Source organism: Nocardioides jishulii, from assembly GCF_006007965.1.
Taxonomy (GTDB): Bacteria; Actinomycetota; Actinomycetes; order Propionibacteriales; family Nocardioidaceae; genus Nocardioides; species Nocardioides jishulii.
On the sequence record NZ_CP040748.1, the window covers coordinates 3143716 to 3157752 of the forward strand.

Sequence of the window (14037 nt, forward strand, 5' to 3'; positions counted from 1 at the left end):
TCCATCAGGCTGGTTCCTCCATCAGTTCGGCTGCGCCCGCGGCGAGCATCTCGCTCCCCAGTCGGGTGCCGATGCCAACGGCATCACCGGGCAGGCCGGAGGCGCTCATGCGCACCGTCCGACTGCCGTCCCCGGACAGGGCCACGGCCCTGATCCACAGTTCTTCTCCGCTGTCGCCCTCGGCGACCTCTGCCAGCGCACCCAGCGGGGCGCTGCAGCCGGCCTCCAACGTGGCCAGCACCCGCCGCTCGCAGAGCACTGCGGCCCGCGTGGCGGCGTCGTCGAGCGCGGAGAGCAGCTCGACGAGCTCGGTGTCGGCGGTACGGCACTCGATCGCCAACGCACCCTGGCCGGGGGCCGGGAGCATCTGGATCGGGTCGAGCAGCTCGGTGGCCTCGTCGCTGCGGCCGAGGCGGTTGAGTCCGGCACCGGCGAGCACCACGGCGTCGAGCTCGCCGGAGGCGACCTTGCCGATGCGGGTGCCCACGTTGCCGCGGATCGCCACCACCTCGAGGCCGAGGCCGAGGGCAGAGAGCTGGGCGGCACGACGCGGCGAACCGGTGCCGACCCGGCTGCCCACGGGCAGCTCACCCAGCGTGAGGCCGTCGCGCGCCACCAGGACGTCGCGCGGGTCCTCGCGGCGCGGGATCGCCGGCAGGGCGATGCCCTCGGCGGGAGTGGTCGGCAGGTCCTTGAGCGAGTGGACCGCGAAGTCGACGCGCCCGTCGAGCAGGGCGTCACGCAGCGCCGAGACGAAGACCCCGGTGCCGCCCATCTGGGCCAGCGGGCCGCGGTTGACGTCGCCCTCGGTGCTCACGTGCACCAGCTCGACCTCGTGGCCCAGGGCGCGCACCATCTCGGCGACCGTCCCCGACTGCGTGGTGGCCAGGGCGGAGGCACGGGTGCCCAGGCGCAGGACGCGGGTCATGAGTTGCCCCCCTCGACGATGTCGGAGCGGGTGACGGCCGAGACGGCGTCGGGGTCGAGCGCGAAGAGCTCGGCCAGGGCGGTGGCGTAGGAGATCGCGCCGTCCTCGTCAGCCAGCTCGCGCACGCGCACGGTGGGCTGGTGCAGCAGCTTCTCGGCGACCCGGTGGACCGTACGTCGCACCTCGGCCACCACCTCGGGGTCGGCCTCGCCCAGGCGCGCCTCGAGGCGCTCGAGCTCCGACTCGACGACACCGGTCGCCATGGTGCGCAGCGCCACGACGGTCGGGGTGACGGAGGCCTGACGACGGGCGGAGAGGAAGGCCCGGACCTCCTGGGCCACGATCTCGCGGACGCCGGCGACGCTGCGGACCGCCTCGTGGTCGCCACCCAGGCGCTCGGCGAGGGCGGCCAGCCCGAGGATCTCGACGCCGGGCAGCTCGGCGGCAGCCGGGTCGACGTCGTGCGGCAGGGCCAGGTCGAGGACGGTGAGCGGCTGCGTACGCCCCTCACGGGCCTCCGCGACCTCGGCGGCGGTGAGCACCACGCCGGAGGCGCCGGTGCAGGTGACCAGGAGGTCGGCGGAGCCGAGGGCGTCACCGAGCTCGTCCATCGGGACCGCGCGGACGCCGTCGTGCTCGTCGGCCAGACGCTGGGCGTTGGCCAGGGAACGGTTGGCCACGACGACCTCGCGAGCGCCCTGGCGGGTCAGGGTGGCGACGGCGAGCGAGGCCATCGAGCCGGCGCCCAGCACCAGCGCGGAGACGTTGCGTACGCCGTCGTCCCCCAGCGCCTCCTGCAACGCCGCGGACACCATCGAGGGAGCGGCGGAGTCGACGTCGGTCTCGGCGTGCGTGCGCTTGCCGACGCGCAGCGCCTGCTGGAAGAGGGAGTTGAGGGCGGGACCAACCGTGCCGAGCTCCTGGCCGACGCGCAGGGCGTTGCGGGCCTGGCCGAGGATCTGGCCCTCGCCGAGCACCATCGAGTCCATGCCCGCGGCGACGTGGAACAGGTGCGAGACGGCACCGTCCTCGTAGTGGACGTAGAGGTACGGGACCATGGCCTCGGGAGCCGCGCCGGAGCGGGCGACGAGCAGGCGGGAGAGCTCCTCGACGGAGCCGTGGAACCGGTCGACGTCGGCGTAGATCTCGAGGCGGTTGCAGGTCGAGATGACCGCGGCCTCACCCACGTGCTCGGAGTCGGCGGCGTCGAGCACCAGCTTGCGGGCGCCGTCGGCGTCGAGCGCCAGGCCCTCGAGGACCGACATCGGGGCGGACTTGTGGGAGATGCCCACGACGAGGACGCTCATGACACTCCTCCCGGTGCGAGCGGGGCTGCATCGGTCGCGGCAACCGCCTCGACCGCCGCCTTGCGCTGCTCGTGGTAGGCGAGGATCTGGAGCTCGATCGAGAGGTCGACCTTGCGCACGTCGACGCCGGCCGGCACGGCCAGGACGCTGGGCGCGAAGTTGAGGATGCTGGAGATGCCGGAGGCGACCATGCGGTCGGCCACCGACTGCGCGGCCGCGGCGGGCGTCGCGATGACCCCGATGGCCACGGCGTGGTCGGCCACGATCTGCTCGAGCTCGTCGAAGGGCCGTACGGCGATCCCGGCGACCTCCTCACCGGCGCGGGCCGGGTCGGCGTCGAGCAGCGCGACGACGCGGAAGCCACGGCTGCGGAAGCCGGAGTAGTTCGCCAGGGCGTGGCCCAGGTTGCCGATGCCGACGATGACGACGGGCCAGTCCTGGGTGACACCGATCTCGCGGGCGATCTGGTAGGTCAGGTACTCGACGTCGTAGCCGACGCCACGGGTCCCGTAGGAGCCGAGGTAGGAGAGGTCCTTGCGCAGCTTGGCGCTGTTGACGCCGGCCGCCGCGGCGAGCTCCTCGCTGGAGCAGGTCGCGATGCCGCCCTCGGTGAGTCCGGTGAGCGCCCGCAGGTAGACGGGGAGTCGAGCGACCGTCGCTTCAGGGATCTCGCGCGCATTCTCGCCAGAGGACCGTGAACTCACTGGGACATCTCTTTCCAGCCGCAACGATCCACCGGGGGGCTCCGGGGGCGGGAATCGCTCGACCCGGCCACTTTATGAGTTTGTGAACGTGAGAACAAAATCTTCCCGCCCTTCGGCTACCACAGGTGAGGTGCGCCACAGCAGGCGGGTGGCCGTCTTCGGGTCGGGGTTCGAGCGGCCTCCTCGACGGCCAGCGGAGCGACCGTCAGCGCACCAGCGCCGCCCGCAGCCTCGCCTCGTCGACGCGCCAGAAGTCGTGCTGGCGGCCGTCGACGAAGGTCACCGGGATCTCCTCGCCGAAGCGGTCGTAGAGGTCCTCGTCGGAGTCGATGTCGATCTCCACGAACGACTCCCCCAGCTCGGCGCAGACGCGCTCGATGACGGCGCGCGCGTCGTCGCAGAGATGGCAGCCGGGTCGCCCGTAGAGCGTGATGCGTGGTTCGGCCATGGATCCATCATCCCAGCCGGTGGTGAGGCCCGGGCCCGCGCAGGTCCTGCGGACGGGCCCGCACCGCCACGGGGGTCAGTCCTCCCCGATCAGCCCCAGCGCGCGGCGACGCTCGATGCCCCGCAGGCGCCCCTTCTCGACACGGCCGGTGACGGTGACGGGCAGGGAGTCGAGGACCTCGATGCGCGACGGACGCTTGAAGCGCGCCAGGCGTGCCTCGACGTGCTGACGCACGGCGGCCTCGACCTCGTCCGGCGGGCCGTCGGAGACGACGTACGCGACCACGGCCTGCCCGCTGGCCGGGTCGTCGACACCGATCACTGCCGCGCCGGTGACGCCCTCGACCTCGGTGATGACGTCCTCGACCTCGGAGGGGTAGACGTTGAAGCCCGAGACCACGAGCATGTCGCGCACCCGGTCGACGAGGAAGAGGTCTCCGGTCGGGTCGCGGTAGCCGACGTCGCCGGTGGACCACCAGCCGTCGTCGCCGGGGCCGTCGGCGCCGTCGGGCCAGTAGCCGCTGAAGAGGTTGGGTCCGCGCACCTGGATCTCGCCGGGGTCGTCGCCCTCGAGGTGGCCGGTGTGCTCGTCGACCAGGCGCACCTCGACGCCGGTGAGCGGGCGGCCCACCGAGCCGGGGAGCGAGGGGGCACCGCGCATCGTGGTGGTGACCACCGGGGCCGCCTCGGTGAGGCCGTAGCCCTGGTGGACCTCCAGCCCGGTCTCGGCGGTGAAGCGCTCCATCACCTCGGCAGCCAGGACGGCCGAGCCCGACAGGACGAGCCGCACCGGGCCGAGCCGCTCCTTGACCTGGTCGCGTCCGATCCAGTGGCCGAAGACGGCCGGGGCCAGCGGAAGCACGGAGATCGCCTCGTCGTCGATCAGGTCCAGGGTGCCCTCGGGGTCGAAGCGGTCGACCAGGACCAGCTTGGCGCGGTGGCGCAGCACGCTCCCGAGCACCGCGTTGAGGCCGTAGACGTGGAAGAGCGGCAGCACGCCGAGCACGACGTCGTCGCCGTGCATCATCGGCGGGTCCGTGTCGGCGACCTGCTCGATGTTGGCCAGCAGCGCGCGGTGGGTGAGCATCGCGGCGCGCGGACGTCCGCTGGTGCCCGCGGTGTAGAGCAGCGCGGCGAGCCGCTCGGGGTCGGCGACCGGCACGAACTCGGCGGGCTCCCCCGAGACCAGCTCGGCGTAGGTCGTCTCGTCCTGGCGACCCTCGCCGATCACCACGACGTGGGGGTCCTTGGCGCGGGTGAGCAGCTCGGGCTCGAGGTCGCCGGCACCGGGCAGGGGCGTCCCGGCGAGGGCGGCCCGCACCATGGCGACGGCCTCACGGGCGTGGCTGGCCGTCTCGGCGTCGGCCACGATGAGGCGCGACCCGGAGTCGGCGATCTTCCGGGCGAGGTCGTACGCACCCGTCGCGGGGTTGACCGGCACCGCGACGGCGTGCGCACGGAGCGTGCCGAGGTAGGTGGTGACGAACTCGAGCCGGTTGCCGAGCACGAGCATCACGCGGTGGCCGCCCACGACGTGGAGGCGGTTGAGGCCGTGGGCCACGCGCGCGACCTCGTCCTCGAGGCGCGCCCAGGTCAGGCTGCGTCCCCCCACTTCCACGAGCGCGAGGCGTTCCGGGCTCTCCGCAGCGGCGGAGGCCACGAGGTCGGCGACGTCGGTGGCACCAGGCATGCTGGTGATACTGGCACATCCAACGATCACCTCTCACCTAGTCTGGGACGGTGACCCAGTCGGAGAAGCACCGGCCGCCCGCACGGCCACAGGACCTGCGTCGGCGATCGGCGCTCGCCGGCGAGGCAGCCGCTGCCACCGCCGAGGTGGAGCACGCGCTGTCGCTCCCGCAGGACGACCGCGCCGCCGCCTTCTTCGACGTCGACAACACGGTGATGCAGGGCGCGAGCATCTACCACCTCGCCAAGGGCCTCTACAAGCGCAAGTTCTTCGGCACGAAGGACATCGTCGGCGCCGTCTACAAGCAGGCGTACTTCCGCTTCGTCGGCGTCGAGGACCCCCACCACATCGCGGAGACCCGCGAGTCCGCCCTCGGCTTCATCAAGGGCCACACCGGCGCCGAGCTCGAGGAGCTGGGCGAGGAGATCTTCGACGAGGCGATGGCACACCGCATCTGGCCGGGCACGCGTGCGCTGGCGCAGATGCACCTCGACCAGGGCCAGCGCGTGTGGCTCGTGACCGCGGCGCCGGTCGAGATCGCCTCGACCATCGCCCGCCGGCTCGGGCTGACCGGCGCGATGGGCACGGTCGCCGAACGCGACCCCGACGGCGTCTACACGGGTCGCCTGGTGGGCGACCTGCTCCACGGCCCCGCCAAGCGGGAGGCGATCCTGGCGCTCGCCGAGCGGGAGGGACTCGACCTGGCCCGGTGCTCGGCCTACTCCGACTCCATCAACGACCTGCCCATGCTGGAGCTGGTCGGCCACCCCGTGGCGATCAACCCCGACTCCGACCTGCGCCACCACGCGCGCAGCCACGGGTGGGAGGTCCGCGACTACCGGACCGGTCGCCGGGCCGCGCGCCTCGGCCTGCTCGCCGGAGCGGTCGGCGGAGTGGTGGCCGGCGGCGTGGCCGCCGGGCTGGCCGCCCGCGACCGCCACCGCTGAGCCGGGCCGGCTGGCGGGTCAGCCGAAGACGGAGTCGCGCTCCAGCAGCAGCGAGAAGAGGGTCTGCTGGATCGTCTCGCGCACCTGGTCGGTCAGGTTGAAGACCAGCATCGGGTCCTCCGCCTCGGCCTCGTCGAAGGCGTCGGTGCGGATCGGCTCGCCGAACTCCAGCAACCACTTCGACGGAAGCGGCACCAGTCCCAGCGGGCCGAGCAGCGGGAAGAACGGGGTGACCGGGAGGTACGGGAGGTTGAGCATCCGCGCCAGCGTCGGGAGGTTTCCGACGATCGGATAGATCTCCTCGGCACCCACCACCGAGAGCGGGACGATCGGTACGCCCGTGCGCAGCGCCGCGGAGACGAAGCCGCCACGACCGAATCGTTGCAGCTTGTAGCGCTCACTGAAGGGCTTGCCGATCCCCTTGAAGCCCTCGGGCCAGACGCCGACGAGCTCACCGCTGGTCAGCATCCGCTCCGCGTCGGCCTGGCAGGCGAGCGTGGCACCGAGGCGGCGAGCCATCGCCGCGACCAGCGGGAGGCGGAAGACGAGGTCGGCGCCGAGCGGACGCAGGAAGCGACCCGTCTGGTCGTGCACGGTGACCATCGTCATCAGCGCGTCGACGGGGATGGTGCCCGAGTGGTTGGAGACCACCAGGGCGCCACCCTCCTCGGGGATGTTCTGGATGCCGCGCACCTCGATGCGGAACCACTTCTCCGCCAGCGGGCGCAGCATGGCGAGGAGCAGGCGCTCGGTGAGCTCGGGGTCGAAGCCGAAGTCGTCGATGTCGTACTTGCCCTCGAGGCGCCGGCGCGTGAACGCCATCAGCTCGGCGAGCCGACGCTCCCAGTCGCCGCCGAGGACCTCGCGGGCGCCGGCCTCGATGGCTGCGGTCCAGTCGGCCAGGGGGATCCCGGGGATCGACCCGCGGTCGTGGGTGGTGGTGGAGGAGGTCCGAGGCGCCTTCGATGCGGCAGCGGTCGGCGCGGCAGAGGGCTCGCGCCTCGCGTCCTGGGCTGGAGGCTTCGGCGTGCCGTTCCCGGCCGCGGCGGACGAGGGCTGGCCCGGCTTGGCGCCGCGTGAGGCGGCGGGCGGCCGAGGGGCACCTTGGGCACGGGAGGCTCCACGAGCCAGACCGCGGGCAGCCGCCGAGGGCTTCGTACGCCCGGTGCCACGGCCGGGCTGCCCGTTGGTGCCGATGGGGATGATCTCTGCCTCAGGCACGACGCGCTCCTGCCGTGGCCGGGGTGGACTCCGCCTCCAGACTCTTGGCGAAGTCTGCGAGGGCGTCCTTCGTCGTCCACTGGGGAGTGAATCCCAGGACGTCGCGCATGCAGGTGGTGTCCACCCCACGACCGTAGGTCAGAAAGGCCAGCTGTTCACGCGAGAAGTCCGCCAGTCGGGCCGAACGCAGGGCACTCGCGGTGCGTCCGATCGCGAATCCGGGCATCGGGACGTTGGCCTTGCCGAGCCGACGGATGACCTGGGAGAGCAGCAGCATCCCGTCACCGGCGATGTTGAACGTGCCGGCGACGTCGGTGGTGGCGGCGTGGCGCAGCACCGCGAAGAGGTCGCGCTCGTGCAGGAACTGCACGCGGGGGTCGTAGCCGAACACGGTCGGCACGAACGGCATGCGCAGGTAGTTGGTCAGCGGACTGACCACGTGCGGGCCGATGACGTTGGCGCAGCGCAGCGTGGTGACGCGGACGTCGGGGCGACGGCGGGCGAAGCCGCGGACGTACCCCTCGATCTCGTAGACGTCCTGGGCGTAGCCCGAACGCGGGACCGACTTGGGCCCCATGTCCTCGGTGAACATCGCGGGGTCGCGGCTGCTGGCGCCGTAGACCGTGGTCGTCGACTTCACGACCAGGTGCTTGACCGTCTCGACCTTCTGGCAGGCAGCCAGGAGCTGCATCGTGCCGATGACGTTGAGCTCCTTCATCGCGTTGCGGCCACCGGAGCTGCCGGGGGTCGCGATCACGCTCATGTGGACGACGGTGTCGACCTGCTCACGAGCGATGACCTTCGCGATGACGGGGTTGCGGATGTCGGCACGGACGAAGGAGACGTCGCCGATGTCACCGCGTGGTGGGACGACGTCCACACCGATGACGCGGTCAATGGAGGGGTCGGCTGCTGCGTGGCGCGCAAAACGGCGCCCGATGTCCCGGGAGATCCCGGTGACCAGCACGACCCTCCCCATGGCCGCTGGGTCTTACTTGCCGAGCTTGCGACGCTGCACGCGCGTCTTCTTGAGCAGCTTGCGGTGCTTCTTCTTCGACATACGCTTGCGGCGCTTCTTGATGACAGATCCCATGGGACCACCTTTCACACGTACAACGGGCCGAGCGAGCCGGTCGACCCGTCGAGCCAGACCAGCCTAACGGCCCGGCCGCTCCCAGCAGAAACTGGTTCCACGGGTGGAGGGGCCGAGCCGTCGCCGGCGCGCGGTTTCAGCCGGCGTTGAAGAAGCTCTTGCGCAGGTACTCGTTGACGTCGTCCTCGGTGACCCGGAACGAGCGGCCCACGCGCACGGCGGGCAGCTCGCCGCTGTGCACGAGGCGGTAGACGGTCATCTTGGAGACGCGCATCACTGCGGCGACCTCGGCGATCGTCAGGAACTTGATGTCCGACATGTCCGACGGATTCACCATGGCACACCGATCCTTCTAGGCCGCACGGCACCGGCTTCCCCACCGGTGTCACAAACGTGTGGCGCGTGAGCCGAGGATAGGCCTTGTGTGACCAGTGGGGAAGAAGAACCTTCGGCAAAGTGCCCATAACACGGCGTGTCGCATTGATTTAACCCAATTTGGGGTACTCACTTCGAGTTGCACCGTTGTGGTTCGCCGAGTGGGAGCGCCCCGGCCGGGACGTGCCGATCAAGGGCTGGGGATCAGGGCTGCGGGTCGAGCCCGTGGAGGGGGAAGACCTCCATGCGGGTGGCGTGGATCGCCCGGTCGAGCCACGCCTCCGGGTCGTAGCCCTCGCGCCAGTCGCGGTAGGCCGGGACGCGGCCGTCGGTCATCCGGAACGGCACCTGCTCGTGCCGCTGCAACGCCACGTAGGTGCGCCACTCGACGGGAGTGTCGGCCTGCGGGTCGATGGGCTGGCCCGCCATGATCGCCAGCAGGTGCGTCCACGCGCGCGGCACGACTGACGAGACGGAGTAGCCGCCACCGCCGGTGACCACCCACTTGCCCTCGGTGAGCTCGTGGGCGAGGTCGTGGAGGGCCTCGTACGCCGCTCGCTGACCGTCGACGCTGAGCATGAGGTGGGTGAGCGGGTCCTCCATGTGGGAGTCGCAGCCGTGCTGGGTCACCAGCACCTGGGGCTGGAACTCGCGCAGCAGGGGCGGGACGACCGCGTGGAAGGCGCGCAGCCAGCCCGCGTCGGCGGTGCCGGGCGGCAGGGCGACGTTGACGGCGCTGCCCTCGGCGCCGTCGCCGCCGGTCTCGGACGGGAAGCCTGTGCCGGGGAAGAGCATCTGACCGGTCTCGTGCAAGGAGACGGTGAGCACGCGCGGGTCGTCCCAGAAGATCTTCTCGACGCCGTCGCCGTGGTGGGCGTCGACGTCGATGTAGGCGATGCGCTCGACCCCCTGCTCGAGGAGCCAGGTGATGCCGACGGCGACGTCGTTGTAGATGCAGAAGCCGCTGGCGCGGTCGGGCATCGCGTGGTGGAGGCCGCCGGCGATGTTGGCGCTGTGCAACGACTCGCCGCTGTGCACCTGGCGGAACGCCTCGACGCTGGCGCCGACCACGTGGGCCGAGGCGTGGTGCATGTCGAGGAAGACGGGGTTGTCGTCGGTGCCGAGGCCGTGGGCGTGGTCGACCAGGCCCTGGGTGGTGCCGACCCGCTGGACCGCCTCGATCAGCGACTCCGAGTGCACCTTGGCGATCAGCTCCAGGTCGGCCATCGGTGCGGGCACCAGCTGGAGACCGTTGTCGGTGAGGCCGAACTCCTCGACCAGCCGCATCGTGAGGTCGACGCGGATGGGAGCCATCGGGTGCTCAGGGCCGAAGTTGTACTCCGTCAGCGACTTGTCGAAGACGACGGTCGCCGGGCCGTGACACTCCACCATGGGTGGGACGGTACTCGTTGGATGTGCCGCGCATCTCACGTCCCTCAGTGTGGGCACTGGTAGACGGCGCGCTGGGGGCGGCGCGCGCGATCGGTCAGGAGCCGGCGAGCTCCACCGAACGGTCACGGGCCGCAGCGGTGGCCTCCACGAAGGCCGACCGGAGCCTGTGCTGCTCCAGCTGGGCGAGGGCGGCGGCGGTGGTGCCGCCGGGCGAGGTGACCTGCTCGCGCAGGAGCGCGGGGTGGGTCCCGGTCTCGCGCAGCATCGTGGCGGAGCCGTGCAGGGTCTGCACCGCGAGCTCGGTGGCGACGTCGCGCGCCAGCCCCAGGTGGACACCGGCCTCGATGAGGGCCTCCGCGACGAGGAAGACGTAGGCCGGGCCCGAGCCCGAGATCGCGGTGACCGCGTCGATCTGCTTCTCGGGGAGCGTCAGGACGCGACCGCAGGCGCTGAGCAGCTGCTCCGCCGCGGCGAGGTCAGCGGCGGTGGCCGCCGAGCCGGGTGACATGACCGACATGCCCTCCCCCACGAGGGCGGGGGTGTTGGGCATGACGCGGATGACGACGACGCCCTCGGGCACGAGGCCCTCGAGGGTCGCGATGGTGACGCCGGCGGCGAGTGAGATGACGACCTGACCGGCGCGCAGGCTGCTGGCGACCTCGCCCAGGACGGACGCGACGTCCTGCGGCTTCACGGCGACGACGAGGGTGTCGGCCTGCTGGGCGGCGGCGACGTTGTCGACGACCTCGATGCCGTGCTTCTCGGTGAGCTCGCGGGCGCGGGCCTCACGCTTCTCCCCCACCAGCAGGGAGTCGAGCGGACGTCCGGCACGGATCAGTCCGGCGAGCACGCTCTCACCCATCGCACCGGCACCCAGGATCGCGGTCTTCGTCATGCGGGTCATTGTGCCCGTAGTCGCCGACGGCCGTGGTCGGACGTCACCCGAAATGGGGAACTGTGGGCCTCCCGCCCCTCGCTCAGGCGCGGATCTCCACAGGCGAGCGTGGACGCACCCCCCGACGCGCGTCGATTTCCCTACGCTCCCGAGGAGTCACCTCGGACAGGTCACCTCGGGAAAGGTCCTCCATGCGACGCCGTACGTCCACCCTCCGCCCCCTCCTCTGCGCCGGGCTGCTGTCGCTCACCCTGCTGCTCGCCGGGTGTGCGGAGGCGGATCCGCAGCCGAAGTTCGAGAAGCCGGCGGCTTCGCCGTCGGTCGCGGGGGAGGAGACGGCGGAGGAGTTCATCGAACGGTGGAACGACGAATACAACCGATTGATTGCCGGGGAGCCGAACTCGTGGCGAGAGATGACCGCGTCCTGTGATCCATGCATTCAAGCGGCAGACACCGTTGAGTCGTACTACGAGGCCGGAGGCGGCGCCAAGACCGAGGGCCGACGGATCATCGCCGTGAAAGTAGGCGAACCCGTGCAGGGGCAGTACCTGGCCAACGTGAGAATCAAGAGCGCCCCAACCACGTACCGCGAGGCCGCAGACGCTCCCGAAAAGCAACTCTCCGGGGGAACGTGGACGTATGACGTGACCCTTACCCGAGACGGCCGTGAGTGGAATTTCATCACCTTCGTGAAGAGGGCGCAGTGAGCAGGGTCGGCGTTTCGGTCGCCGCGCTGTTCATCTCCCTCAGTTCACTGACCGTCCCAGCCGCCCACGGAAAGGACGGCACCTGCTCCGCAGGAGGCGACCTGGGGGACGTGGAAGCAGTCTGCGCAGAGACGGCAGAGGAAGCACGGAAGCGAATCAACAAGGACGGCACAGGGCCTGGCGCCTCGTTCCTGTATCGCGCGACCCTCAAATGCCGGGGCGAACTGGACGCTGATGGCATGTGCGACATGATCGGTTGCGGCGACTCTAACGAAGCCCGCTTTGTCTACTCGCTCCAGCGGTCTCCTATCGGGCTCACCCCACCTGCTTGGACGCACGTCGTTGACGTCTGCCTCACCTCGCCCGACGAACTCATCCAGACCATCTCCGCTGCCGACGTCGCCCGCGAGTTCAAGCGCCTCACCTGGCCCGCCGCCCGCATGACCATCCAGCCACCCGACGGCGAAACCCTGGTCAACCTGCCCACGATCTTCTTCACCAACGACACCGCCAAGCAGACCCAGACCGTCACCCTCCTCGGCCAGACCGTCGAGATCGAAGCCACTCCCACCGAGTGGACCTGGCGCTGGGCCACCTCCGGCGACGGCGGCACCGCCGACGATCGGGCTCCCCTCACGACCACCGACCCCGGGGCACCCCACCCGAACGCGACCGTCACCCACGCGTACACCCGCGCGGACACCACCGTCCGCCCGAGCCTCGACGTCACCTACACAGGTCAGTACCGCGTCAACAACGGCCCCTGGGAAGAGATCCCCGCCACCCACACCGTCACCGGCGCACCGCAGAGCCTGCGCGTCCTCGAGGCACGCCCGACCCTCGTGCGGTGACCCCTGCGGTCACGTGAGCAGCCGTCACCGCAGGGGTCAGTCGTACGGGACTTTGCCGACCTCGACGGTCCGGCCGCCGCTGATCAGGAACAGCTGACCGTGGGGGCCCGTCCACAGGTGGTCGGGCGCGTGGCCTGACCTTCCGTCCGGACCGGCCACGGGGTCAGGGACGACGTCGTACCTCCATCGACCCTCCGTCTTCGCCCGATGGTGACGCCGACAGAGCGGAGCCAAGTTGTCCGGCGTGGTGCCCGGACCCGACGGATCGTCTGGGTCCCACGGCACCACGTGGTCCAGGTCGCCACTACGGGCATCGCGGCCGCAGAACGGGAAGACGCAGCCACGGTGTCGGAGCACCACCTGTCGTCGCATCCGTGGCGGCGGATCGTGCCGTGGACTCCACGAGGCGTCCGCCAGGTCAAGCACGGGGGTGACACTCACGCGGCAGCTTCCATGGGTCTGACCGAGCCACTGACCCAGCAGGTCGCTCGTGATCGGCCCGAGCCGCTCGACCTCCGCGATCGCGATCCCCTCGCCGCTGCTGGCGCTTCCCGCGAACCCGGCAGCGAGCGTCGCCAGATCGGCGAGCGAGGTGTGGACGTACAGCTGGAGCGCAGCACGGGCCGCACGCCCGCCGCCCTTCCCAGCCTTGCCGCCGGCGCCCTCCGCAGCGAACCCGATCGCCAGCTGCTCGGCGCCGTGGCGGGCCAGCAGCACCAGGGCCTTGACGCGTCGCGCGCCCGCTGGGTCGTCGTCCCCGACTTCGCCCAGGGCTGCGGCGTCGGCATCGATACGCGCCAGGACCTCGCCCAACGCCACCGTGTCGCCGACGGCCGTCAGCTCGCTGGTGCCGGCCCAGTCGCGCGGGTGGTTGAGCTGCACGTCCCACCGCGAGCGCTCGGCCTCCTCCCGGCTCTTCGCGGGCTCGGGGTCCACCCTGGCCACGGCCAGGTCGAGCAGACGGTCGAGCGCCGCCGTGCCGATCGAACCGGCCGCACCGATCAGCTGGCGGTCCACCCATCGCGCCGCGGCCAGCGACAGGGAGCGGGTCGCCGTCGCGATCCGCCGCGCCTTCCACACCGGCACCTCCAGGGCCCGGACCTGGTCCCACAACCGGGGCAACCGGTGAGCAAGGTCCAACACATCAGCCACCACCGCCTGCGCCGACGCCGGTGACACCCGCAACGCACCGGCCAGCGGCTCAGCCGTGAAGGCGGCCACTCCGGGCGTACCGTCGCCGCCCGGGAACTCGTCGGCCGAGAGCACACCGCCCTCGCCCAGGGCGGGATGGGCGTATGCCCAGCGCAGCACCCACTCGAGCTGCTCCACCTCCAGCAGCGCGACCAGGTCGCGGCGCTCGGCGACGGCCGCGAGCATCGAGCGCTCGTCGAGGTCGTCGGGGGCGAAGGGGAGTTCCATGGGTCAACTCAACCGGAGGGCGCCGACGGTTTTCAGGACCCGCATCACACGGCACGATGGG

General features: G+C 71.2%; 15 protein-coding genes. 3 read left to right on the forward strand and 12 right to left on the reverse strand.

Going from position 1 to position 14037, the window contains the following annotated elements; genetic code table 11:
* Positions 1–4 precede the first annotated feature (4 nt).
* The 5 genes from hemC to FCL41_RS15015 all read right to left on the reverse strand — a co-directional run bounded on the left by hemC (position 5) and on the right by FCL41_RS15015 (position 5076).
* Positions 5–928, reverse strand: coding sequence for a hydroxymethylbilane synthase (gene hemC, locus FCL41_RS14995; RefSeq protein WP_137064875.1), 924 nt, complete (start codon positions 926–928; stop codon positions 5–7).
* Entirely contained in the window at positions 925–2235 is a 1311-nt protein-coding gene (locus FCL41_RS15000) for a glutamyl-tRNA reductase (protein WP_137064874.1), read from the reverse strand. The genes hemC and FCL41_RS15000 overlap by 4 nt, the downstream gene beginning before the upstream one ends.
* Entirely contained in the window at positions 2232–2939 is a 708-nt protein-coding gene (locus tag FCL41_RS15005) for a redox-sensing transcriptional repressor Rex (RefSeq protein ID WP_137064873.1), read from the reverse strand. Before FCL41_RS15005 ends, FCL41_RS15000 begins: the two co-directional genes overlap by 4 nt.
* A 205-nt stretch (positions 2940–3144) precedes the next feature.
* A complete protein-coding gene (locus FCL41_RS15010) occupies positions 3145–3387 on the reverse strand; it encodes a glutaredoxin family protein (RefSeq protein ID WP_137064872.1) in 243 nt (80 codons plus the stop codon).
* 75 nt (positions 3388–3462) lie between these two features.
* Entirely contained in the window at positions 3463–5076 is a 1614-nt protein-coding gene (locus FCL41_RS15015) for a class I adenylate-forming enzyme family protein (RefSeq protein WP_137064871.1), read from the reverse strand.
* Between the two features lie 50 nt (positions 5077–5126).
* Between FCL41_RS15015 and FCL41_RS15020 the strand changes: the two genes are divergently transcribed.
* The gene (locus FCL41_RS15020; RefSeq protein WP_137064870.1) at positions 5127–6023 is read left to right on the forward strand and encodes an HAD family hydrolase; all 897 of its coding nucleotides are present in this window, start codon (positions 5127–5129) and stop codon (positions 6021–6023) included.
* Positions 6024–6041: 18 nt separating this feature from the next.
* On the opposite strand, the gene FCL41_RS15025 is transcribed toward FCL41_RS15020, so the two are convergent.
* The 6 genes from FCL41_RS15025 to proC all read right to left on the reverse strand — a co-directional run bounded on the left by FCL41_RS15025 (position 6042) and on the right by proC (position 10999).
* Positions 6042–7244 (reverse strand): lysophospholipid acyltransferase family protein, encoded by a 1203-nt coding sequence (locus FCL41_RS15025; protein ID WP_170970184.1) that lies wholly within the window; start codon positions 7242–7244, stop codon positions 6042–6044.
* The gene (locus FCL41_RS15030) at positions 7237–8223 is read right to left on the reverse strand and encodes an NAD-dependent epimerase/dehydratase family protein (RefSeq protein WP_137064869.1); all 987 of its coding nucleotides are present in this window, start codon (positions 8221–8223) and stop codon (positions 7237–7239) included. Before FCL41_RS15030 ends, FCL41_RS15025 begins: the two co-directional genes overlap by 8 nt.
* 12 nt (positions 8224–8235) lie before the next feature.
* On the reverse strand, positions 8236–8337 hold the full coding sequence (locus FCL41_RS15035) for a 30S ribosomal protein bS22 (RefSeq protein WP_110241215.1): 102 nt from the start codon (positions 8335–8337) through the stop codon (positions 8236–8238).
* A 136-nt stretch (positions 8338–8473) separates the two neighbouring features.
* Entirely contained in the window at positions 8474–8674 is a 201-nt protein-coding gene (locus FCL41_RS15040) for a helix-turn-helix domain-containing protein (RefSeq protein WP_137064868.1), read from the reverse strand.
* Positions 8675–8916: 242 nt separating this feature from the next.
* Positions 8917–10104: an acetoin utilization protein AcuC gene (locus FCL41_RS15045; protein WP_137064867.1), complete on the reverse strand. Its 1188-nt coding sequence runs from the start codon at positions 10102–10104 to the stop codon at positions 8917–8919.
* Between the two features lie 94 nt (positions 10105–10198).
* On the reverse strand, positions 10199–10999 hold the full coding sequence (gene proC, locus FCL41_RS15050; RefSeq protein ID WP_137064866.1) for a pyrroline-5-carboxylate reductase: 801 nt from the start codon (positions 10997–10999) through the stop codon (positions 10199–10201).
* A gap of 191 nt (positions 11000–11190) precedes the next feature.
* Between proC and FCL41_RS15055 the strand changes: the two genes are divergently transcribed.
* Both FCL41_RS15055 and FCL41_RS15060 read left to right on the forward strand, forming a co-directional pair.
* Positions 11191–11706: a hypothetical protein gene (locus FCL41_RS15055; protein ID WP_137064865.1), complete on the forward strand. Its 516-nt coding sequence runs from the start codon at positions 11191–11193 to the stop codon at positions 11704–11706.
* A complete protein-coding gene (locus FCL41_RS15060; RefSeq protein ID WP_138868070.1) occupies positions 11703–12557 on the forward strand; it encodes a hypothetical protein in 855 nt (284 codons plus the stop codon). Before FCL41_RS15055 ends, FCL41_RS15060 begins: the two co-directional genes overlap by 4 nt.
* A gap of 36 nt (positions 12558–12593) precedes the next feature.
* Here the strand turns inward: FCL41_RS15060 and FCL41_RS15065 are convergent, their stop codons facing one another.
* The gene (locus FCL41_RS15065; protein ID WP_137064863.1) at positions 12594–13976 is read right to left on the reverse strand and encodes an HNH endonuclease; all 1383 of its coding nucleotides are present in this window, start codon (positions 13974–13976) and stop codon (positions 12594–12596) included.
* Between the last annotated feature and the right edge of the window lie 61 nt (positions 13977–14037).